Source organism: Herpetosiphon sp. (genome assembly GCF_003512625.1).
Lineage (GTDB): Bacteria > Chloroflexota > Chloroflexia > Chloroflexales > Herpetosiphonaceae > Herpetosiphon > Herpetosiphon aurantiacus.
The window spans coordinates 1-20,739 of the sequence record NZ_DOPT01000101.1 but is presented as its reverse complement, the minus strand read 5'-3'; the positions used below and the strand labels follow the sequence as shown (position 1 = coordinate 20,739).

Here is a 20,739-nt window from a genome sequence, read left to right as displayed (position 1 = left end):
AAGAAGATGAAAGATATTTTGGGTAGCGCCAATATCCTGCTCAAAACCAATCCATATGGCAAATAACGATTGACCGTGTGCAGGGCTGAAACAACCCTGCACACACGACCATTAACCCAACCAAACCCCCGCCCAAAGGAGGGCGGATTTATGACAACCATGCAACTCTTGCGCAATGGCAGCGTCGTGATTGATTTCATGCCTGCTGGCGTAAACCCAACCGAAGGAACCACCTGTTATTGGCTCGTCGATGGCTCATGGCAGCCGCAAGTGCCGCAGCGTGACCGCCGTCTGATCTCCAATGGCGAACAGTTTCAGCCGAGCGTGCAATCGTTTGCCGTGAACATCTTCGGCGGAACCAATGAAGATCAGGCGTGGGCCGCCTATCACGCGCTGATGGTCTTGCTCGATGATGCTGAGCGTTTCTATGAAGAAGGCTATAGTAGCGCAGTCGTGTGGCGTACCAAGCCCAGTGATACCACCGTCCATAGCGATATGCTGGTGATGGGCCGCGCAGGCGATACGCCCATGGTTGGCACATCGCCCACCTTGATCCAAGACAATGATGTTTGGTGGATTCTGAATGTGCCTGTCACCTTTCTCTGTCGTCCGCTGCGTTGCGCCGCCAGTAGTGTGAGCAGCAGCACCAGCGCCAGTGCCAATATTGCCACTATTCATCAGCCGAATTTCAGCGGCAGCGCAGCCCCGCTGGAAAGCCCCACCAACCTCACCCTGAACGTGGCCGCAGCGACCAACGGCGCAACCATTAGTGGATTGATTGCCGTCGCGCCACGTGGCAAAATGGTCAAATCGGCGGCGTGGTTGTTTGCGCCCAGTCCCAGTGTCTTTGGCTGGTCACGCCAAATTCAGGCATCAGGAGTCTATGCCACTGATAATCTGGTCTGTTTCTACAACTTTCCCAGCGTCACGCCATCCTATTCACCGAACGGGGTCTTGACGGATATTGGGCCGCTCAATAGCCGCTCGGTGATTCAATGGGCGATGCTCAAAACCACCGCACCATTCCTCATTACGCCTGTCGTGCGGAGCAATGGCGCGTTGATCGAAGGCCGTGCGACCCTCGTCGATAGTGCCACGCCGATCATTGTCCCGCTTGGCCAAACCAGCGCACCCTACTTAATCACGGGTCATCAACTCAAGCTGACCAATCTGACCAACGCTGGAGCGATCTACATCAACGCCATCCTGACGATTGCCGCCGATGCAGGCGGCTGGAGTGTGATTCCGTTCGCATCGCTGCCGCTCCCGAGCACGACCACCACGATCACCGTCGATGCCCGCTATCTGAGCAATCCCGATGCCAGTTTGACCTACACCAGCGCAGGCGTGACCCAAGCCGTGCCCACCGATAGCAATCCCTTGGCATTGACGAAGGATCTCCAGCTGGATGTCAATTTGTTTGCGGTCAATGGCAATGCCTGGAGTGCCACCACCGAAAATGCCGCCAGTGCTCGCACCATGACCGTCCAAGCATCACGCCTCAACGGCGCGATTATTCCACTGTAGGAGGGGTCAATGCAGTACGCGATTTCGCTTTATGATCCCTTCACCAATGTGCAACTGGCACGGTTTGATCGCCAGGTCACGGACGCAACCTTGAGCACCAATGGCCTAACCGCCAGTGTGCGCCTTGCGCCGTTCATCGCCAAAACGCTGTATGCCCAAGCGCGATTATTGACCGCTGTGGTGCAACGCAACGATGGCAAGGTTTTGCGCTATCGCACCGTAACCCTGCGCTTGATTGATCAGGGCTTGGCGATTGAATGCCACAATCTGATCGTCACGCTCGATGACTTGGAGTACGATGGCTGGTGGTCAGTCACCAAGCTCGATGGCTGGTTGCCCGTAGAAACCGCCTCGTCCACGCCCGAGCGCTGGGAGATGCGCCACGACGATAGCACGATCAGCCTGTCTCCGCGCAAAAACGAACAATTCTCGAACGCCAAGGGGATTGGCCGTCAATCCATGTTCATTCCGGCGAATCTGAACACTACCGGCTTTCAGGTGATTCAGTTCGATTGGCGGTTCAAAGGCCCAACCAATTGGCTGGCGACCTTCCTCGCTGCCGAGCGCGACTACAGCAGCCAAACCGGAGCCACCACGATTGCCCTCGGCAACGGCACGGCCCAAACTGGCTCCATGTGCTTCACCTTCGCGGCGCGGCCCTTGGTTAGTGTTGCGATGTATTACAACGCGGCGCTGGCAACCTATATTGGCGAAACAGGCGATGATTACCTGAAGATCAGCAACCTCCGCGTGGCCACCGTCACCACCAATATGGTGAACACCACGACCAGCGGCGCGATTGCCATCGGCACAGCCTTTGTGACCGTGGCGAGTACCGCCAATATCGCGGTTGGCCAACGCCTGACCATCGAAAGCGGCGGCGCGAATAGTGAGAGCGTCGTAGTCTTGGCCGTCACCGCGACCCAATTCCAAGCCGCCTTCACCAAGACCCACGTTCTGGGCAGCACGGTGCGCGGGATTGTGGTCACGGACAAAGAGATTGTGGAGGATGTCTTAAGCCGCAACCTCACAACCAACCCGGGTAGCGGGATCAAGCAGAGCAGTGCGCGGATCAGCAAGAGTAGTCGCGATTGTTTGGAAGCCGTATGGTCGGCTGCATCGGGCTTAAGCGTGGTGCAGGAGTTGGCTGATCAGGCGCAGTATGTCACCTATGTTGACGATGCCCAATATCTGTACTTTGGCCCTAAAGAAGTGGGCCGCACCTTCGCCTTGGTCGATGGCTCGATTGAGTTAGAGAAAGCACTGGGCGAGGCAACCAATCAGGTACGTTTTGCCTACAAAAACGCGAGTAACCAGCCACTCTATACCGCGTTTGCGGAAAACGCCAGCGAGCGCTATGCCTTAGGCATTGTCCGCCAGCGCACCATTGCCAGCGAAACCACCGACGCGACCGAAGCGGCCACGTTGCGCAGTGTAGCCCTAACCGATGCTGCACCGACCGTTCGCGCCAGCTTGGGTGTCCGCGCCGTGCGCAATGAGTACAACGTAAGAGAGCCGCTTGACCTGCTCAGTCGGGGCGACGTGATCACCATCGGCGATTTATCCGGTGCGATCAACAAACGCAGTTATACACTGGCGGAAACCTCGGTTAATCTCGTGACAGGTGAGGTGAGTGTTACGCCCGAAGCACCGATCAAGCAACTCGATCTCTGGCTGGCGCAGGGCTAATAAAGAAGGGAGCACTTGGGGTAGTACCAAGTACTCCTTGATATGAAGTGATGCTTCCACAAAACGGCGTGTGCGCTCCGGCGACCGTCGTTTTGTCGTTTAGAGGTCTTGGCCTCGTAGTGTATCATAAAGAGTTAGATATAACTGCGCGATTGTATCAAAACCTGCTGGTGTTAAATCGCCTTTTATAGATTCATGGTCAGACCCACCTCGCCCGCCATGAACAGCAAATGCTTCCACTAAACGGGAATAGACATCGCGCACCGCAACTAATGTGTCGATTGCTGTATCATCTATTGCAGTAAAGAAAAGGGACGTTGCGGCAAAATGCCCGTAAGCACCGTCCAGTCGCTCATCTAGTGAACCACTAGAGCATAAACGGCCTACCCCGTCTCGAAGCTGGAATAAAGGTTGCTCGTACCTTGTCATAGCCACCCCCAACAAAATGTTTCCCCACAATTCAATCATGCCACAGCCGTTTGGTCAATCCCTCAATCGCACTGCACTACCGTTTCACTACCATTGCACTACAGCTTCACTACGACTGCACTACCACAAACACCCCTCGCACCACTGCCAGAGCGGCCTAGCGGCCATTTGAGTGTACCAACACTCTTAATAGAGTATTAAACGGCATGTATTGGTTCATGCAGCCTAGTAGGTCAAGCGAAGATGTCATATATTTATCATTAACGCCGCATTGTTGTTCTGACAGGATAATGCTGGGAGGGCATCATGGAAGATCTCAATATCAACGAAAATGAATCCGTAATGGGTATAGGAGTACGATGGACGAAAACCTCTCATGAAACTCATAAACAAGAAGAGTCAGTGATCGACATACCAGAGAGCATTCGTGCAAATTTAAGAAACCTCCATGCCCTCTATCTTTATGGGCTTCCGGCCAAGCTCGATGGCAACAATAAGGTTATCCGCAAATCAATAACATACCAAAAGTCTTGGCCTAGTGCATGGCACGTATTTGATGATGAAATGAAAAACCGTATTAAAACCGTTGGAATAGCTCTGGAAATAGACAGCCAGTTTATGCTTATCAATTGTAACCTTGAGGGATTTGGGCGATTTTTGTACCCAGAAACCCAGATTGATACATTATTTAATCAGTGGGTAGATATAGGTGTTTATGATTTTTTGAATCTATCAGATTTGCAGAGGTATAAAAACCGAAGAAAGAAATTAGGGGCCAATGTAAATATAATCAGTATGAGCCAAGTTAATATTGGCATATTACGAGCATGGACGTATCTAGAAAACTGTATTATAAGAATCACATCATCCTGGGAGCGACTTACAAAATATGCGCTTCCCGCATACTTTGGTCTGATACCTCCTAAAAAAGATAGTGAATGGAAAACATTATTTGATGAAAGTATCCCTACAAAGATTAAAGGGAATGATAACCAATGCTATTTTTTTGACGCGTTCAATAAGATACGCATAGCTTATATAGGCAAGACCAGTGAACTGAAAGTATTGCGAAATGCCTTGATACATGAGTTATCGCCACGACCCATAGGAGCCATATCAACATCCGCGAATCAACCGCACACATTAGACGGATTACACAAGCTCGTTGTAGTCGAGCATGACAAGTTTCGTGAAGCGCTCTTATTGTTTGCAGGCATCATTCGGAGTAAGACATCCGAAAACCAATTCGTTGACTAGCCTATGACACTCAAGCTGCTTAAGCAACCGTGTGCGCCCTCGTAGCGCAAGTTGGGTGAAAGCCACCGATCAGCCTTGACAGTGCCAATCGGCGGCTCTTGTAAGCCCCAAAGTCGCTATGATATACTGCAATCGCTCGTAGGATACTGCGCAGGCTCACGAGCAAAATGACAATTCACACCACGACCCTGGTCGGTTGATAGCACAGCCCGAATCAGGGTCGTGGTGTTTTAGCGATAAAATTCCAGCATCTTGAGGGATAGTGGACAAAAGTAAAACCCGCACTGCTACCAAGCCGGAGCGTGCTGCTTGATAAACGCGCACGCCCCCCACCATTCCCCGCCTAGCCTGCCGCCCGATCGTGATTGAGGACCAGCAAAGGGCCAAGGATTTCATCATCGGTCAAGGTATCCGGCCACCCATAGGCCGCAAACACCGCTTTGTCCAGCTTTTTGTGCGCCAAATCGAGCCACGTTGGCCGCTCGTTATAGAGATTGGTCAACGTGCGCTTTTTCAAATCGGCCTCGGTTGCTCCAGCCGGATTCAGCCACCGATCCCGCTTCTCAACTAACTCTTTTGCTGCCTCGGCAATGGCGTTAACCAGCGGTGAATCCTTGGGTTCCTTCGCTGGTGGCCATGGGAAGGGAAAGGTTTCAAAGGTTGAGGTTGGGGTATAGCGTGGATCGTTTCCAACCCCAAGAAATGTTCCTTGCCGCAATGCCCATAACTCATGGATTTTTGAATGCAACACACCCATAAAATAGTCATCGTCGCGGGCAACAATATATGTCCCATCATCTGGGATTGTGTTGCTATCAACCCATACAAAAAGTCGGTATTTTGATACCCGAGGCGTAGCGATATATCTTGAGATAGTGGCGACTGCATGCCGCATTGATGGGGCTGTAAAAGAATGAAGCCACCAATGCTTGCTTCTGCTCTCCATCCTATTATTTATACGAATAGGATAAACTTCTTTTTTGATATACTCAAATATTTTTTCATACTGACTTGCATCCTCCAGAGACATATCTACGCCAAAATCAATAACCCATCGTTTTTCTCCCTTTCCTAATAACGCTTGTCCATTGACCCATGGCTTAATTACATCGCTATTGGGACGGCCATGGGGATTATTTTGACTCTGCATCAATACATCATATATACCTTGTGTAATATCAAATTTTCCACCTTTCTTTGTTCCTCCAAAAATAATATTTTTATTTTCAGGAAGGATTAAAGCCTTAGTTGTATCAATGTCTTGGGTTAGGTTTGCATTAATGGATTGAACTATCATCCCATTCAAACTATGTATTATTTCTTCGCCTTTATCGAATCCCACCATTGACACCCGTACTGCCGCTCCATTAAGAATCCACGGGCGATCTGACCAACCCATAAAAATATCACCAGACGTTTTGATACGCTCTAAAACTTTTCGATTCGACCCACCCCGAATTGAATTGGTTGCAATAAAACCAGCTCGTCGAGTTATGTCACTGCCAATCATTGCGCGAGCCTTTTCAAACCAGTAACACACCAGATCAGCAAATGCAGGAACACGATCCGCATAACGGCTAAACAATGCGTCAACATAGCCATCACCCAGCTCTTGCCGAATCTTATTGCCACCCAAAAACGGTGGATTCCCAATAATGTAATCCGCCTGAGGCCAGGCAGGCTCAATGCTATTCCCGTCAGCATCAAAAGCTAAAATCGCATCCATACGATGAATTGTTTTGAGGGACTTCAAGATAGGTTCCGATAAATTTCCGAATCCATTTTCTTTCATCCACTGAATATAGCCAATCCAAATCGTAATTTGAGCTAACTCATGAGCATAAGCATTAACTTCCATCCCAAGAAATTGCTCTGGATTGACCTGTGGGATTTGTAACGGCAAGCCTGCATCAGCACCAAAACGAATAACATCCTTTTCCAAATCGAGCAACAATTTTAATGCGATATAGAGAAAATTGCCGCTTCCACAGGCAGGATCAAGGACTTTTATTGATCTCAGTTTATGCAAGAAGGTATTGATATGGAATTCAATTTGCCGATTAATTTTGGTTACATCATTACCCACTGTTTCATTACGCTGGGTAACTAATCCCTCGATAACCTGTTCTTGCTTACTCCATTCTTCCCTTAAAGGTTGAATAACAACTGGTTCGACTAACAGTAAAATATCATCTTTACTGGTATAGTGTGCACCCAGTTGCTTCCGTTTCGCCGGATCGAGTGAACGTTCAAACAGAGTTCCAAAAATTGCTGGTTCAATCGATGACCAATCATAGGAGCAGATATCCACTAGAATATCAAGTGCTTCACTATCCATGGGTAAAACCGTTGCATTATCAAAGAGCGACCCGTTAAAATGCCGTATCTCCTCAATGCCGAACCATCCTCCTGTAGTCATGACATTGAAAAGCTGGCTGAGTTGGGCTGCAAACGCAGAGGATTTCCCACGTGTTTGAGTCACTAAACGAGAGAAGATATCCTTTGGAAGTAAATTGACATCTTCTGCAAATAAACAAAATAATAATCGTGTTAAAAAATGTGCAATTTCTTGCGGAGAAGTGTGTTTTTCATAGCGGGTAATAAGCTGGGCTAAGCGGGCGAACTTTGCAGCAACTTCTTCGGTTACCCGCTCTGGTGTGACTGGAGATCGAAAGGTATCAGGAGCATAAAAAATACTTCGAATTGTATCAAGGCCATTTCTTGTTAATGTTTCATCTAAAGTAAGTGTTGTTACCTTTTTGACTGTATTGGTAAAGTTTGTATGAATAACGAGACTGTCAAGATCGGAGACGATTAGGAGTGGAGGATTTAATAGAGCCTCACGATATTGGAGAAGTTGATCATAAGCGCGGTTAAGATTCCCATGCTTGCCTTTATATTCAATTGCAAAGTACCCTTTTTTCCAAACATCAGCCCATCCTTTTCCACCATTGAGTTTTGTAACACCGGCCTCAAAGGTATAAAATGTTCCTGTGGGATCTTCCTCAAGCGGGGTTTTAGCACCAACTAAAGAACAGAGGTCGGTAAAATGCTCATAATATGCACGTCGTTCGTTGACCTGAATACCTCGCCATTTTCGCACAAACTCAAGAGGTTGCATAGCGGCCTCACATGTAGTATGGTGGAACTATAAGAATATGAGACCTATCATAGAAGTACAGATAGTTAATTAATAGATGCAGCTCTTCCCCTTATACCCCGACAGATGTTATACTCCAGTATAAGAATAATTTCCTAACAGCTAATAGCTATCACATATGTTCTATAACTACGTACCATAGTACTAATTAACAGAGTTCTTGGAAGGGCTTATAACCAAAGAAGCATGCTTTGAAAACTGCGGATAATATAATCAATAATCAACAGGTCTAATGGCCAGTCATATAAGCCGTAACTAGCTATGATGCTGCCAGTGGTGAGTTACGCGTATCACCCGAAGCACGTGGCCCACGGTTAGCGTGCTATGAGGCACGGCGCGAAAATTTGAAGTAGTTTCAGTGAAAGAAAATCCCAGCCAATATTTATTGACTGGGATTTTAGTTTTAGCGAATAACTGTAGGCAGATGTATTTCGGAGCCATCTAGATCAACAAACCCTCCACCCTTAGGAATAACAACATGCTTACCAATAGCACTATCAAGCACTCCTTGATGGTCACTATATATAATTCCCATCTCTCTAATTTTTTCTTCATTGTGCGATTTAATAACCTCTGCCACAGACATGCCCGATTTGTTGAATAAATCTTCAAGTTCTTGCTTCGGTATTACAAAATAAAAGATGGTATTTTGAATATTTAAACGCAGAGAACCCATTGGATTATTGGGTATGAATTGTTCAACTTGTTTTGGTACTTTTGGAGCAAAATGGATAGCATTTGCTAGATTAAGAGGCTCGACAAATTTCAAGATATTTGCATCGATATATCGATCGTCAAAGTAAACATACCCTATCGGTTTGCCACCTGTTAGATTTGGATACCTGCGAACCCAACCCTTTTGTTCAATATAGGAACGTAAGGCCGCATGTGGAATATCGCTATATTGATTATCGTCACTCATAAAGGTCTCCTTGCTTATATCATCGGTTTATGGCTGTTTCGACGTTGCTTGCTCCTCTGGCGTATGTGCCTGTTGCATTAATATTTTAATTACCTCTGTTTTAGTCGTGTTTTTGAGTGCTCCCTGATCGGGATCATCGGGCATCGTATCCAAGATCTGCATTGCCATCCCTACAGAGTTCATCCGCTCTAGGGTTTTTGTATAACTTCCAGCATGCTCCATCGTTGATTTATACATCACCATAAAGGTAGCGCCAATAATCTCCATAATAATTCCAGCGGAGCTGGCAATAATGGCGGGTAAAGTTGCCTCTGAAGTCATAGCTTGGGTTATTCCAAAAATGACAATACCAAATCCAAGGATCATGACTGTAACACTCAACCAGAAAATAAAATTAACTTGTCGAATATTCATATCAAAATATAATTCTAGTCGGGTGCGTGCAGCATCCCACGAAGGTTTTATTTTTTCTGGATCTTTTTCAGCTTTTTTATCAGCCTCTTGAATTTGATTTTTTTTGATTTCAATCTCTTTTTTTACGATACTTTGCCCATAGAATGATGCTGACATTCCAAGGGCTATCGAGACGAGGGCTATAATTTCTTTGCCAAACGATAGTAAAAAAGCTTCCATTATTTTTCTTCCTGTACATTAATCTCCCGAACCCAGCGCAATCTATTTTTCTTATTCGCGCCCAGCCGCCGGGCGATCTCTGATGCGTTGATCGTTGGCTCATTGACTAACCACCACCGGATCGCAGCGGTCTGTACGATCGACGGCTCCCCTTTATACCTGAGTCGCTTTATTGATATGATGATTCACTTCTCATGTCTATGTAGGGAGAAGACTCTGAGGATGATGAAGTAGAACTTAAGCTATTATCCTTACATACCTACCTTGAAGCCTTCATAATACTCGCGTGATCCAACGAAAGAAACGGTGGTATTGTTATTTATGGCATCAGAATAACCTCTGGCTCGATCATAAGCCTTGTTGCCCATAACTACCTCCATTAATGAAGCAGGATCAATAAGCGATGATTTATCCTATCATGCACGTCAAGCTGAATTGTATGCTCACTATAATTCTGTGTGATACTCTGGTATAGTCATAATCCAACAAAGGAGCTGTTATGACTTTTGAAGAGTACGCCAAGCAACACATTGTGGACATTCAAGCAGGCAGGATTGCAATCGATAACATCCATGATGCAATCGCAAACCTTGAAGAAAACTTGAAACTTGTTTCAACGCCAACCCCACCATTGTTAGAGTTTAATGGTGATCTCCTTGCCTTTTATATTCCGGCGAATCAAGCATGGTGTGTTCAATTCAACCCGAAACAGGGCAGTAAACTCAACCCTGTACTTCACCCGTTCTTGCCTTATTACGAAGCGGTTACCAAGTTTAATTATATCGCTGCACGAGTACGAGAAGAATCAGGTAATTAGATGAAGAGCCGCTCTAGTCATCATCGACTAGAGCGGCTCTGTTGCATAAAGAGTATTGATGCCGTCCTCAATGAATGATTTACATAACTATATTCCCATTTTTTAAGGTTTTGACTGGGTATACTATAGTATATTGCTTGAAGTCAAAAGGAGAAACTATTATAATCCTTACAATTCTTTGATAGGTCATTATTGAGAGTTATTGTAAAAAACACCAGAATCAAATTAATTAATCAGAGGGGATACCAAATGACAGAAGAAAAACAAAGCAACCTTCAAGGTACTATCGGATTAATTCTTGCTGCACTTAGTATGGTAGTTCCAATAGTATGGAGTGGTATTGATAAAGACGTGAAGAGTCTCAGTTATGCAATCATATCAAGTAGTCAAATCGTTAGTATTAATGAAGAAGCCAAAGAGAAAATACAGATTACATTTGATGGTACTCCCGTAGAAGATGTAAGGCTCATTCTCTTAGAAATAACTAATGATGGTGATATTCCAATCATAAAATCTGATTATGAAATGCCAATTACTATAGAAATTGATAATCAAGAACAAATCCTCTCTGCTAATATAGTTGATGTTTCCCCTGAAAATCTCACAATACCCTTATCCGTAACAAATAAAAGAATCACACTAGATCCTGTATTACTAAACCCAGAGGATAAGATTACAATTAAGATATTAATAAATAATCAATCAAATATAAATATATCATCACGAATAATTGGAATAAATAACATAAAAGATACAACTATACCGAAAAAATCTATATCCTCAGTAGTTTTCTTGATATTTATAACATTTTCTGTTGTAGCTTATGCTCCTTTACTCATTATAGAGAACTTAAGGCGCAAAAAAAACTTACTAATATGGTTAAATTTGGTTTTTCAATTTATCGGATTTTCAACCAATTTATTTGTATTAATAACGAACATGCAAGATTTAATAAAGTATTATCCTAATTAATTGTCTATAACTGGTCTGACCACTCAATACCAAAATTTTCAGCCATTGGTCGTAGCTTCTGTAATATTGCAATAGTAGGCCTACTCATTAACGCATTCCGGAGATGCAATTAAGATTGTCGTGCGCGGATAGCGACGCGGATCACAAGCCTGAATGTCGGTGCAGTCGTGGTCGGTATCAGGGTGGTTCATATTATTGGTTTCGATTACCAGTTTCCAGTGGTTGAGTGCCATGCGCACGGTAGCCCCAGCATTGACTACGCCCGTTGAACTACCACCAGCACTACAAAACAAATCGGTAACGGTCATATCGCTCATTGGCTGATTGCTCCTAAAAACAAAACCGCGCCTCGGAGTGAAGCGCGGTTTGCAGTAGTTATTGAGATAAACTTTATAACCAGAGGCATCGCGAAGGATAAACTCTTGGCAATGGTCTGCTAAAACCACAAACGACCCGCTGGGGGTCGCTTGTGGGAGAGAAGAGAGAGGAGAAGGTTTGACGTTAGTATACCAGAACATACGGCTTATTGCTATTAGAAGACTATTAATGTGCTCCACCCTCAGCATCGGTTGATGGTTAGGGATTGCCTGCTTGGAGCGATTTCCACCGCGTATAGTTCCCTTGAATAGCATCTTGGCACAGTGGTGCAGCTTCAAGTCCCCAAAGCAGATGCCGAATCGTTTCGGCGCGATCGCGTGTTTTATACATAATTCGTGCGTCGGGCCATGGCGCAGTCGCTGGCTCTGCCCATGCTTGAACTGTATACCACCCTTGCCAGCCAATAATACAGACTGACTCTTGATCAGGGTATGCTTCGCGACGAAATATTAAGTTCGTCATGCTCTTTCCAACAAATAATGGCGTTGGATAGGGGACGGCCACCAGATCGGCGAGCAGATCAAGATACATGATATAGACGGCTCGATAGGGATCATCTGGTTCGGACGTGTTTACCGAGAACGTTAATTCTTCAATAATCGTGCGATTTTTGCTATTTCGATATTGATGGAGTTCCATCGATCTTCCTCGCTCATAGTGGGCTGTGCGTCCTTCAGTATAGCAGCTTGATATATCAATGAATCGCATGGTTTAGTCAATGCGATTCTCCACCCATTTCTTACGCCACAATCTTTTCAAACCATGCAGCCCGCAAAAAGCGATGCGGCTGCTGAATCCGTTCCCCGTGTTTCGTATACTGGGCTGTCCAAATCGGTGTAAGCACGCCTGACTCGCGCACCGCGTCGATCGTCGTAATCAGCAATTGACTGCCAGGCCAGCCGATTTCCCACGCATCAAGCACGGCCCGTTTGCGCCGTTCGGTTGGCACCGTAAAGGCAATCAGCGGCCAACTATACCGCCCTTCCCAATACTTCGAGCGATACAACTCCCCATACGAGTGGGCTTTCCCCGTTATAATACTCAACTCCTCGGTTCCGCGATCAATCTCAATGGCATAGAGTTGATCAATTTGCTTTGATTGTTGACCAATCCCCAGCCATGGATAGAGTGACGAGCGCTCACAATCTGGTTGCGTCGCATCAGCCCAGCGGCGGACTACGACAATCCCATCGGCGCGTGGCCGTGCGGTTGGGCCTAAGTCCATCTCGATATAACTGCTCATCCCGACAATGCCAGGCACGTAGGGTAATGACTGAATCAAACTGGTGATGACTTCGGCATATTCAATTTGATGCTCGGCTTGATGTTGGGGATTGACCATCGTGGGAGCCAGTCGCTCGCTGCCTTCCTCGAGCATGGGAAAGGCCTGTTTGACGATCTCCCAGCCGAGCGGCGTAAGACTATATAAGCGGCCATGGCGCGTCCAGCCTAACGCACCACGCGGGTCATAGCCATGCGATTGAAAGTGTTCGCAATAGGTCAGCAGTTTGGCATCGACGAGCTTGACCAACGTGCGATTGACCGTCTGAATTGTCACAGTAAACGGATGGCCCCACGCCGTGCGTAGGTGGCGAGACAGCAAGCGCCCAAGGCGAGCAATGAGCAGCAGGATGTGTAACTCGATGGGATTGAGGCCAACGGAGAGCGATAATGCCATGAACAACCTCCTCAGGATGAAAACGGTGGCTATGCAGCCTGTTAAAGAATGTCGGCACGACCAAACAGCCAGTTTAGGCCATTCTGATGGGTTATTCTTTTTTTGGCGGTTTGTGGGTGATGGGAATGCGCTCTGAATGCAGAATGAACACGGTTTGAACGGTTATTAGGGGAATGGAGCAAATGGCCGCCCTAAGTAGTAAGGACTATTCAATCATAAACCTTGTTATAGTTCGTTCTAAAAATAAAATTGCGCTACTAGAGTAGCGCAAGCCCATCATAAGAGAATTATGAATGCCACTTAATCACGAACAATCAGTAAATCATGGGGTTTATACGACATTTCCAGCCAATACCGAGTACCCGGCAAAATAGGATCACCAAATGACTGGAATGGCTTATTAAGCATAGCACATCGTGTTTGATAATCGAATACGCCAACCGTAACTGGTGGATTCGTATACCGCTCAAGAAGCCGAATCCGAACGGTTAAGCAGCCTGTTGTAATCTTGATCTTGATACGATTGTTTTTAATACATCCATCGGCATAATGATCAGACGTTCTCCAATAACGCTGTCCACCTTGGTTTTCTTCGATGGCCACATACGCATAACCTGTACCGGGACAACCTCGCGTGTCATCAACAATGACATCATCATCAACAGGCTCTGAATCATTCGCAAATGATGAGGGCGTTGAAAGACTACCAAGGCATATCAAACAAAGCAATAAGTAGATAAACCGACGATTCGACTTCATGAATCCTCCTTAAAATACACTGTTCACTCACATACTTTAGTGGATAGCCTAAGATTATACAAATAGATGTATAGCTGCATTATCAGATGCAATCGCGCACGGCGAAGCGCACGCCATCGAGATAGACCGCATCAAGCTGAAGCAGTAAGCCCACCTCGGTCGTCCGATACCGCGCTTGCACTCCGCTCAGCTGTAAATACACCAAGGCGCTCCGCAACATCTCCAGCGCTTCCTGTTGGCTCACCGGTTTGATCTGTCGCAGCACGGCGTTGTTTGTGCGCTTCGTAGGCCGCTTTGCGCTCGTCACTGAGTTGGTCGAAGGTTCCACCGTAGCGACTGCTACGGTTGCTCCCGCTGCCTTTTCGCCATTGCCAATATTGCCCATTACCTTTCACCTCGGTACGCCAATCCAACGGATTGAACGTATCTATTAAGAGCGGAAGATCAAGAAATCCGATGTTGCCACCATCATCAACCCTCATTGCCACCAATGGTGACACGACATCTGCCAGTTCCTGCATTGGTGGCATTGGTGGAAGTGTTGTACTTCCACCAACGGCAATCACTGGCACTATGGGTTTGGGTGGTTAGCTTGCTGCTCAAAAAGCAATGTCCAATGATCATCCTCGTTCTGCATGGGCTGCTGATTGGGAACCGATGATACTGGTAATGGTGGCAATTCGGTTGATCGCGGTGGTGGCATGGGTGGTACAACAGGCTGCAATGCTGGTGGCACTGGTGGCAACTCGGCTGATCGTGATGGTGGAATGGTGGTATCAATCGGCAATCCAACAATTTGGCGCGTAATAGTCAAGGCACTGTTATACGCGCCCTGCTCGGCAACCTTGGCAATATCGCTTGCCTGTAATGCCATCATTAGCGATTGCTTCACCTGGGCAATTTGCTTCATGGCAAACTCATGCTCAGCACTCACCCGCGCATACTCCGCCTCACGCATCAAAGCCCGTTTTGATGTTTCCAGCAAGCGATCTGACTGACGATCCTTTTGTCCATCATCGGCAAGATAGACCAAGCCCCAGCCGATAATCGTAATCGCCGGACCAATAAAGGGAATCGCTAATTGCCACATCGTAAAAAAGCTCGATAATTCAAGCTGCTTAATTAGTTGGTAGCTGGTGGTGGCATTAATCGCCAAAACGACCACATCTATCAACCAAAAGAGAATCCCTACAATGAATTGTGTTCCCGGTGCCAGCCAATAGTGCAATGCCAACGGAATCAAGCAAGCACTCAGAAAGGTTCCTAGAATTCCAATACCAACTAAGGCTTGCATGATCAGTGAATCGCTGATATCACCGAGGGCAAAGCCAACCAAGACCTCCATCATCACGATCGAAAGTACATAGGCCAAGCCGCTACCGAAAATGATCAACGACTTAATCGATTGACGATTATGGGAAGCAAGCATCAGGCGGCCCCCTTTTGTTTCACAACGGTTAAACGGGTGGCGTGTTGCCAGACGCGCACGATCGGCAGCTCAATCAAACTGGCTGGTTGGGCCGTGGGGTCATGCTGTTCGCCAATCATCGCATGGGTTGCTTTATGGGCTTTATAGTCACTAACGGTCGTGGCCACATGGCAACAGGTGCTGCAATACCAACGACCGTGTTTATTTAGTTGATCCATTGGTGCTCCTAAACCAAACAACACCACCCATTGCGGTGGTGTTGTTCGCCGAATATCCTAGCGTTCACAGATGATCGTATGATGAATTAAGCCGTTGACAGGCTCGTCTCCCGCTCCAACGACACGTTCTGGTTGAAACCGAATAAGCGTGAGAAAAACATCGTCAGCAATGGCGGTGTTTTTCGTTTTAGGCTTCAGGAGCAACCAGTCTATGACAAAATTCCGAGGCGCGATTGAGTATGAAAAACCACCACCTGATGAACACAATGATATTCAGAATTTAATCACCAACTTTCGTAGACTCAACAACATGTTCATTGCGGTTTCGTTTGTGCATATGGCATTCACCATGCTTGCGTTCACCCATGGTTTAGTTGGTTTCGCGTGGTTTATCGTGGCCTGCGCAACCATGGCCATGGTGCTGGGCATTGACTTGGCCTTGATGTGGTTGAGCGCTTACATCGGCATTCAACTCAAGCATAAACAACCCATTGGCTTTTGGAACTGGCTTGCGTTCATCATTGCGTTGGCCGTGGAAGTTACCTTCAATACCGCATCCTTGATCATCCACATGCCGCCAAGCATGGGCTTCTTTGGCTATCTGATTGCGGGCACATTTGGTTCTTTCGTTGCCCTGATCATCTATGCCAGCGCAACCGCCCCGAATCGCCTGCGCCAAACCATCGACTATATTAAACACCTTGAGCGCGTTGATGCTGAGAACGAGCGCAAGCGCCTCGAAGCCCAACGCAAACAGCAACGACAAACGGCCATGCAGGAGCGTTTTGAGCCATCAGAAAGCCACAACGAAACCATCGCAATGTTGCCTGAACCAGATGAATCAGCCGCTCTGCGCACCACCAATGGCAAGAGTGCGATCAGTGCTGATGATATTCACGCAATCCTGAAAGTTCTCTACGAAAAGAACATTACCGAGTTCAAAACCAAACAAGACCTTCGCCGCTTGCTTGGTTTTACGTCAACCTCCAGTGGCACGAAAGCCTTTGATACCTTGCAGCGGTATGCGATGGTCGAAGCTGGCGAAAGCGGCTACGAAATTATTTGGGAGAATGCCAACGCAATCAACTAACGAAAGCTTGGCATATTGCGCGAAACCACATCGGAGTGATGTGGTTTCGCTGTTTTAGGAGCAATGATGAGTCTTAAAACCCGAAGCCCACTTGGCTATATGCACCATCGCAACCGTGTGTTGGTTGCGCGAGGCTTGCCCCAAAACGCGACGGTGAAAACCCGCTGGCAGTTCGTAAACCGCAGCCGTTTAATTGCGGAGGCGAGCATGCTGTTGATTTGGGTGGTCTTATGGATTGCCAATGGGATTGCCACGGCGAGCGCCGTCGTGCTCGGTGGTCTTTGGCTTCAATACCACGGCATATGGGTCCATGCTGGAGTGCTCGATTGGTTTGTGATCGGATGCTTGAGTCATGTGGTGGTTTCATTTGTTGGCCAACATCTCTGGCGCGGGGTAAATGTGCCAAACGAGCTACGCTGGTATCAGCAAGTACCCTACTTTTTCGTGCACGTCGATCGCATGCGATTGACCTGTGCCGTGATCGTTAGTTCACTCGATGCCACGGCAACCGGCTGGTATATCCAAACAGTGTTGAATGATGTGTTTGGGTATCGCTGGTGGTTTGCGCTCGTGAGCGGATTGCTGGCCGCGCTGGTGGCCTTGAGTGCCGAGCCAATGATTCGCCAATTTGTGCGTGGGGTGCGCGATGTGCTGAAAGGGACGGCTGCCTCATGCAAGGACTGATCATTGTTATTACGCTGGTAGCTATTGTTGCTTCGGTCATCGTGATCACCAGTCGCCAGAAACCGCTTGTCATGCCCACGCGATCCACACCCGCCATCAAACGCCAGCCCATCAATATCCGCATGATGAAGCGTCGGTACTTAAAACGAACCCAGCGCATGCAGGAGCAGTATCACCACGAGCAATTGAAACTATGCATGCTGCTGCTCTACCACAGCTACCGCCGCGAACAAACATCTATCGGCCATCATTAAGTGAAGATCAGCCGCACCTCACAACAGAGACGCGGCTGTTTATCGGGGAGGGGCGAATACGGTCATTTGGTTATTCTCGGTTCTCAGTGTTCAAACCGTGTTCATTCTGCATTCAGAGCGCATTCCTATCACCCACAAACCGCCAAAAAAAGAATAGCCCATCAGAATGGCCTAAACTGGCCGTTTGGTCGTGCCGACATTCTTTAACAGGCTGGATAGCCACCATTTTCATCCTGAGGAGGTTGTTCATGGCTTCATCGCTCGCTATTGGCCTCAATCCCATCGAGTTGCACATCCTGTTGCTCGTTGCTCGGCTTGGGCGTTTGCTGTCTCGCCACCTGCGTACCGCGTGGGGTCATCCGTTTACCGTGACGATTCAGACGGTTAATCGCACGTTGTCCAAGCTCGTCGATGCCAAGCTGCTCACCTATTGCGAACACTTTCAATCGCATGGCTATGACCCGCGTGGTGCGCTGGGCTGGACACGCCATGGCCGTTTGTATAGTCTCACGCCGCTCGGCTGGGAGATCGTCAAACAGGCATTTCCGATGCTCGAAGAAGGCAGTGAGCGGCTGGCTCCCACCATGGTCAATCTCCAGCATCAAGCTGAACACCAGATTGAATATGCCGAGGTCATCACTAGCTTGATTCAGTCCTTGCCGTATGTGCCTGGCATTGTGGGAATGAGTAGTTATATTGAGATGGACTTAGGCCCAACCGCACGGCCACGCGCCGATGGCATCGTCGTGGTGCGCCGCTGGGCCGATGCAACGCAGCCCGACTGTGAGCGCTCGTCACTCTATCCGTGGCTGGGGATTGGTCAACAATCAAAGCAAATTGATCAACTCTATGCGATTGAAATTGATCGCGGAACTGAGGAATTGAGTATTATCACGGGGAAGGCGCATTCGTATGGGGAGTTGTATCGCTCGAAGTATTGGGAAGGGCGCTACAACTGGCCGCTGATTGCCTTTACCGTGCCGAGCGAACGCCGCAAACGGGCGGTGCTCGATGCGTGGGAAATCGGCTGGCCTGGCAGTCAATTGCTGATTACGACGATCGACGAGGTGCGTGAGTCGGGTATTCTCACGCCGATCTGGACAGCCCAGTACACCAAGCAAGGCCAACGCATGCAGCAGCCGCATCGCTTTTTACGGGCAGCGTGGTTTGAGAAGATCATCGCATAAGGAATGGAGCAACTGCAGCTACCAGACATGCTATCCACCAATACATCATGCTGCTATACTTTTGATTGCCAATAGTCTGAATAGGAGCGAGGAGCATCGATGGAACTCCATCAATATCGAAATACCAAAAACCGCACAGTGACAGAAGAATTAACATTCTCAATAAGCACGTCCGAACCGGATGATCCCTATCGAGCTGTCTATATAATGTATCTTGATCTGCTTGCCGATCTCGTGGTCATCCCCTATCCAACGCCATTACTTGTTGGAAGAAGCATGATGTACTTAACGTTTCGTCGTGAAGCATACCCCGATCAAGAGTCAGTCTGTATTATTGGTTGGCAAGGGGCGTATACAGTTGAAGCATGGGCGGAGCCAGCAACTGCGCCATGGCCCCACGCACGAATTATGTATAAAACGCGCGATCGCGCCGAAACGATTCGACATCTGCTTTGGGGACTTGAGGCTGCACCAATGTGCCAAGATACCTTTCAAGGGAACTATACACGTTGGAAATCGCTCCAAGCAGGCAATCCCCAACCATCAACCGATGCTGAGGGTGGAGCGCATTAATAACATTCTAATAGTGATAACCCACATCTTCTGGTATACTGAAGTCAAACCTTCTCCTCTCTCTTCTCTCCCACAAGCGACCCCAGCGGGTCGTTTGTGGTTTTAGGCTGTGAACGTTAATCATTGGAGTTCAATCTATGCCTGCATCACCTCATCGGCGGCACGCAATCCACTGAGGTAGGCTCCATGGAAGGGATAGGTGCGTTCTGTTGCTTCTCCCGCGAAGAACAATCGTCCAGCAATCGGTTGTGCAAGGTCATCACGCAGGGCATCGGTTGCGCCAACGACCAAAAAGGAGTATGAACCAAATGCATAGGGGTCAGCGCCCCAGCGGGTGATTTGCCACGCCTCAGGATCAGGAATTTCCTGCCCATAGATCGTTCGCAGGACTTGCATCCCATCGGCAATAATCTCCGCATCGCTGCGTGATTCAAGCATACGAGCATACGAACCAGCATTAAAGCCGAGCAAGATCGGTTTATCGGTATAGTGATAGATGTTGAGGAATTCGGCCCAACGGCCTTTTTGTTCATCAATATAGTTAATGATCTCCGGTTCCTTGGGCCAGAACGCGCTTGCAAAGCGCAGCCATGTCTTGTTGAGCAGCCCTGATCTGAGCAAGGTGATCGCATCGGTTTTTATGGTATCGAGCGGTGGAGTGAACTGAATACGGCCCTGTTTGAGCACACCGAGCGGAACGGTGATAATGACGTGCTCCGCTTCAAACGTAGTGGTATCGGTTGTGATCGTGATTGATTCAGCAGTGTAATTGATTGCGTTAACGGGTTGCCCAGTGTGGATCGTGAGGCCCGCCGTGAGTTGATCAAGGATTTGATCATACCCATCAAGAAAGATCACATCACCCCCAACAACTTCCCCATCGTTGTCCCAATACTGGGCTGATAATTCCTCGACATCGGCAGCATACTCATGTTCAATCGTGCTATTGATGCTGAAATTCAAGCGTGGTTGATCGATTGATTCAGCTTGTTCAACGAGAACCTGCTGCATCGCCGCTGCGAGTGACATATCATCGGTATCTTCAACCAACTCAGCCACAGCATCCAGCAGTGTGACCAACTG

General features: G+C 47.7%; 22 protein-coding genes. 10 read left to right on the top strand and 12 right to left on the bottom strand.

All coding sequences use genetic code 11. The features are described 5' to 3' along the window. Positions 1-150 precede the first annotated feature (150 nt). Positions 151-1,527 carry a hypothetical protein gene (locus DEF47_RS23100; RefSeq protein WP_012188919.1) on the top strand — a complete coding sequence of 459 codons (1,377 nt, stop codon included), beginning with the start codon at positions 151-153 and terminating at the stop codon, positions 1,525-1,527. Positions 1,528-1,536: 9 nt separating this feature from the next. Next, positions 1,537-3,216 carry a hypothetical protein gene (locus DEF47_RS23095; RefSeq protein WP_012188918.1) on the top strand — a complete coding sequence of 560 codons (1,680 nt, stop codon included), beginning with the start codon at positions 1,537-1,539 and terminating at the stop codon, positions 3,214-3,216. Between the two features lie 99 nt (positions 3,217-3,315). Here DEF47_RS23095 and DEF47_RS23090 read toward each other — a convergent pair whose 3' ends face one another. Next, positions 3,316-3,684 (bottom strand): hypothetical protein, encoded by a 369-nt coding sequence (locus DEF47_RS23090; RefSeq protein ID WP_041304211.1) that lies wholly within the window; start codon positions 3,682-3,684, stop codon positions 3,316-3,318. Positions 3,685-3,951: 267 nt separating this feature from the next. Here DEF47_RS23090 and DEF47_RS23085 point away from each other — a divergent pair, with 267 nt between their 5' ends. Continuing rightward, positions 3,952-4,902, top strand: coding sequence for a hypothetical protein (locus DEF47_RS23085; RefSeq protein WP_012188917.1), 951 nt, complete (start codon positions 3,952-3,954; stop codon positions 4,900-4,902). A 343-nt stretch (positions 4,903-5,245) separates the two neighbouring features. Here the strand turns inward: DEF47_RS23085 and DEF47_RS23080 are convergent, their stop codons facing one another. The 3 genes from DEF47_RS23080 to DEF47_RS23070 all read right to left on the bottom strand — a co-directional run bounded on the left by DEF47_RS23080 (position 5,246) and on the right by DEF47_RS23070 (position 9,617). Continuing rightward, on the bottom strand, positions 5,246-8,023 hold the full coding sequence (locus DEF47_RS23080) for a class I SAM-dependent DNA methyltransferase (protein WP_012188916.1): 2,778 nt from the start codon (positions 8,021-8,023) through the stop codon (positions 5,246-5,248). A 442-nt stretch (positions 8,024-8,465) separates the two neighbouring features. Then, positions 8,466-8,984, bottom strand: coding sequence for a hypothetical protein (locus DEF47_RS23075; RefSeq protein ID WP_012188915.1), 519 nt, complete (start codon positions 8,982-8,984; stop codon positions 8,466-8,468). A gap of 27 nt (positions 8,985-9,011) precedes the next feature. Then, positions 9,012-9,617 (bottom strand): TRADD-N-associated membrane domain-containing protein, encoded by a 606-nt coding sequence (locus DEF47_RS23070; RefSeq protein ID WP_012188914.1) that lies wholly within the window; start codon positions 9,615-9,617, stop codon positions 9,012-9,014. Positions 9,618-10,116: 499 nt separating this feature from the next. On the opposite strand from DEF47_RS23070, the gene DEF47_RS23065 reads away from it, so the two are divergent. Together DEF47_RS23065 and DEF47_RS23060 are read left to right on the top strand one after the other, a co-directional pair. Continuing rightward, a complete protein-coding gene (locus tag DEF47_RS23065) occupies positions 10,117-10,434 on the top strand; it encodes a hypothetical protein (RefSeq protein ID WP_041304208.1) in 318 nt (105 codons plus the stop codon). Positions 10,435-10,683: 249 nt separating this feature from the next. Then, a complete protein-coding gene (locus tag DEF47_RS23060) occupies positions 10,684-11,406 on the top strand; it encodes a hypothetical protein (RefSeq protein ID WP_041304206.1) in 723 nt (240 codons plus the stop codon). Between the two features lie 80 nt (positions 11,407-11,486). Here the strand turns inward: DEF47_RS23060 and DEF47_RS23055 are convergent, their stop codons facing one another. The 7 genes from DEF47_RS23055 to DEF47_RS23025 all read right to left on the bottom strand — a co-directional run bounded on the left by DEF47_RS23055 (position 11,487) and on the right by DEF47_RS23025 (position 15,868). After that, entirely contained in the window at positions 11,487-11,723 is a 237-nt protein-coding gene (locus DEF47_RS23055; RefSeq protein ID WP_012188911.1) for a DNA cytosine methyltransferase, read from the bottom strand. Positions 11,724-11,982: 259 nt separating this feature from the next. After that, complete coding sequence (locus tag DEF47_RS23050; RefSeq protein ID WP_012188910.1) at positions 11,983-12,423, bottom strand: hypothetical protein; 441 nt, start codon at positions 12,421-12,423, stop codon at positions 11,983-11,985. Positions 12,424-12,523: 100 nt separating this feature from the next. Next, positions 12,524-13,462 carry a replication-relaxation family protein gene (locus tag DEF47_RS23045; RefSeq protein ID WP_012188909.1) on the bottom strand — a complete coding sequence of 313 codons (939 nt, stop codon included), beginning with the start codon at positions 13,460-13,462 and terminating at the stop codon, positions 12,524-12,526. A 300-nt stretch (positions 13,463-13,762) separates the two neighbouring features. After that, positions 13,763-14,221: a hypothetical protein gene (locus DEF47_RS23040; protein ID WP_041304203.1), complete on the bottom strand. Its 459-nt coding sequence runs from the start codon at positions 14,219-14,221 to the stop codon at positions 13,763-13,765. Between the two features lie 82 nt (positions 14,222-14,303). Beyond that, a complete protein-coding gene (locus DEF47_RS23035) occupies positions 14,304-14,606 on the bottom strand; it encodes a hypothetical protein (protein WP_012188907.1) in 303 nt (100 codons plus the stop codon). A 186-nt stretch (positions 14,607-14,792) separates the two neighbouring features. Beyond that, positions 14,793-15,650 carry a hypothetical protein gene (locus DEF47_RS23030; RefSeq protein ID WP_012188906.1) on the bottom strand — a complete coding sequence of 286 codons (858 nt, stop codon included), beginning with the start codon at positions 15,648-15,650 and terminating at the stop codon, positions 14,793-14,795. Then, entirely contained in the window at positions 15,650-15,868 is a 219-nt protein-coding gene (locus tag DEF47_RS23025; protein ID WP_041304202.1) for a hypothetical protein, read from the bottom strand. Before DEF47_RS23025 ends, DEF47_RS23030 begins: the two co-directional genes overlap by 1 nt. Before the next feature lie 211 nt (positions 15,869-16,079). Here DEF47_RS23025 and DEF47_RS23020 point away from each other — a divergent pair, with 211 nt between their 5' ends. The 5 genes from DEF47_RS23020 to DEF47_RS23000 all read left to right on the top strand — a co-directional run bounded on the left by DEF47_RS23020 (position 16,080) and on the right by DEF47_RS23000 (position 19,656). Further along, entirely contained in the window at positions 16,080-16,958 is an 879-nt protein-coding gene (locus DEF47_RS23020) for a rhomboid family intramembrane serine protease (RefSeq protein ID WP_012188904.1), read from the top strand. Positions 16,959-17,024: 66 nt separating this feature from the next. After that, positions 17,025-17,642, top strand: coding sequence for a hypothetical protein (locus DEF47_RS23015; protein ID WP_012188903.1), 618 nt, complete (start codon positions 17,025-17,027; stop codon positions 17,640-17,642). After that, positions 17,630-17,896 (top strand): hypothetical protein, encoded by a 267-nt coding sequence (locus DEF47_RS23010; protein WP_041304199.1) that lies wholly within the window; start codon positions 17,630-17,632, stop codon positions 17,894-17,896. Before DEF47_RS23015 ends, DEF47_RS23010 begins: the two co-directional genes overlap by 13 nt. 248 nt (positions 17,897-18,144) lie before the next feature. After that, positions 18,145-19,083, top strand: a complete 939-nt coding sequence (locus DEF47_RS23005) for a replication-relaxation family protein (protein ID WP_012188902.1) — start codon at positions 18,145-18,147, stop codon at positions 19,081-19,083. Positions 19,084-19,359: 276 nt separating this feature from the next. Then, positions 19,360-19,656 carry a hypothetical protein gene (locus tag DEF47_RS23000; RefSeq protein WP_287045361.1) on the top strand — a complete coding sequence of 99 codons (297 nt, stop codon included), beginning with the start codon at positions 19,360-19,362 and terminating at the stop codon, positions 19,654-19,656. 135 nt (positions 19,657-19,791) lie between these two features. Here DEF47_RS23000 and DEF47_RS22995 read toward each other — a convergent pair. Beyond that, the coding region (locus DEF47_RS22995; protein ID WP_287045360.1) for a flavin monoamine oxidase family protein at positions 19,792-20,739 on the bottom strand (948 nt) is incomplete at its 5' end.